Here is a 1764-nt window from a genome sequence, read left to right on the forward strand (position 1 = left end):
ATGTCGGGGAAGTGGGTGTCCGCGTCGGGGAACGTGTGGTGCACCAGCGTCACGTAGAGCCGGTCCGCCCGGTCGATCAGCTGCTCGTAGATCTGCCGACCACCGATGACGAAGACCTCGTCCGCCCCCTCAGCGAGGCGGAGTGCCTCCTTCACCGAGTGCGCCACCACAGCCCCCTCCTCCACGGCGTAGTCAGGTCGACGGGTGAGAACGATATTCAGCCGTCCCGGCAGCGGTCGGCGGGGGAAGGACTCGTAGGTGGTGCGACCCATGAGGATCGGGTGCCCCATGGTGGTCTCCTTGAAGTGGCGGAGATCCCCCTTCATACTCCGCCCCCAGGGCATATCGCCCGCCTGCCCGATCGCTCCGTCGCTATCCATGGCGACGATGAGGGAGAGGGTGCTTGTCTTGCTCATACTGATACTTTGCCTGAGATGTGTGGCCAGGGATTATAGTCCTCCAGCGTAAAGTCGTCGTAGGTGAAGTCCTCGATCCGCGTCACGCCCGGTCGGAGCCGCATCGTCGGCAGCTGCCGTGGCTCCCGCGTGAGCTGCTCCCTGACCTGGTCGAGGTGATTGAGGTAGATGTGTGCGTCGCCAAAGGTGTGGATAAAGGTGTCTGCCTCCAGCCCCGTCACCTCCGCCACCATCATCAGCAGGAGGGCGTAGGAGGCGATGTTGAAGGGCACCCCGAGGAAGAGGTCAGCACTCCGCTGGTAGAGCTGGAGGGAGAGCTTCCCGTCCGCGACGTAAAACTGGTAGAGCACGTGGCACGGCGGCAGCGCCATCCGGTCGATCTCCCCCACGTTCCACGAGTTGACGATCATCCGCCGGCTGTCGGGAGTCTTACGGATCATCTCGATCACCTCAGCCAGCTGGTCGTGCGTCTCGCCCGAGGCATCGAGCCAGTGTCGCCACTGAGCGCCGTAGACCGGCCCCAGGTCACCCGCCTCGTCGGCCCACTCATTCCAGATCCGAACACCGTTCTCCTGGAGGTACTTCACATTCGTCTCTCCCCGGATAAACCAGAGCAGCTCGTAGATGATGCTCTTCAGGTGAAGCTTCTTCGTCGTCAGCAACGGGAAGCCCTCACTGAGCGGGAAGCGCAGCTGCGCGCCAAAGAGGCTGATCGTTCCGGTGCCGGTGCGGTCCTCCTTCCGATGCCCTTCGTCCAGCACCTTTTGCAATAGATCCAGATACTGTCTCATGACTCCGCTGTCGTGGTACTCTGTGAGCGAAGGGGCGTCTCGCTCCCGCCACTGCTGACGAGGCGACAGCCCATGCTCGCGTCGGTGACGAAGCCGATCATCGTCAAGCCCTCCAGCCCCTCGATCAGCTCCTTGTCGGTCAGGGGAAGAGTAAAGAGGAGCTCGTAGTCCTCGCCGCCATTGCAGGCGATCGCGGTGGGATCCAGTCCCAGCGTCTCCGCCTGCCGCTGCGTCTCCGCAAGGATCGGCAGCCGCTCCTCATAGATCCTGCAGCCGACGCCTGAGAGGTCGCATAGGCGAAGGAGATCGCCCGCCAGCCCCTCCGTCACCTCCGTCATCGCCGAGGGACGTATCTCGATCCCGATGGGCGAAGGGCAGAGGTCGTGCCGCGTCACGGGGCGCATCTGACGAGAGAGGAAGTAAGCCCCACCATCGAAGTCCGGAGCATAGTTCTCCTGCCCCATCCGGTCGAAGACCTGCTTCTCCCGCTCCAGCATTGTCAGGCCGAGGAAGGCGGCACCGAGGTCGCCCGTGACGCAGATCAGGTCATTCTCCTG

3 protein-coding genes are annotated in these 1764 nt (G+C 63.3%); all 3 read right to left on the bottom strand.

Annotation, left to right across the window (positions count from 1 at the left end; genetic code table 11):
* On the bottom strand, positions 1-416 hold a 416-nt coding region (locus tag Q0F21_RS07665), incomplete at its 3' end, for a dihydrofolate reductase (RefSeq protein ID WP_297238806.1).
* Complete coding sequence (locus Q0F21_RS07670) at positions 413-1207, bottom strand: thymidylate synthase (protein WP_297238807.1); 795 nt, start codon at positions 1205-1207, stop codon at positions 413-415. The genes Q0F21_RS07665 and Q0F21_RS07670, both read right to left, overlap by 4 nt.
* A partial coding sequence (locus Q0F21_RS07675) for an AIR synthase-related protein (protein WP_297238809.1) occupies positions 1204-1764 on the bottom strand: 561 nt, incomplete at its 5' end. The genes Q0F21_RS07675 and Q0F21_RS07670, both read right to left, overlap by 4 nt.

The sequence above is a fragment of the uncultured Porphyromonas sp. genome (assembly GCF_934359325.1).
Classification (GTDB): domain Bacteria; phylum Bacteroidota; class Bacteroidia; order Bacteroidales; family Porphyromonadaceae; genus Porphyromonas_A.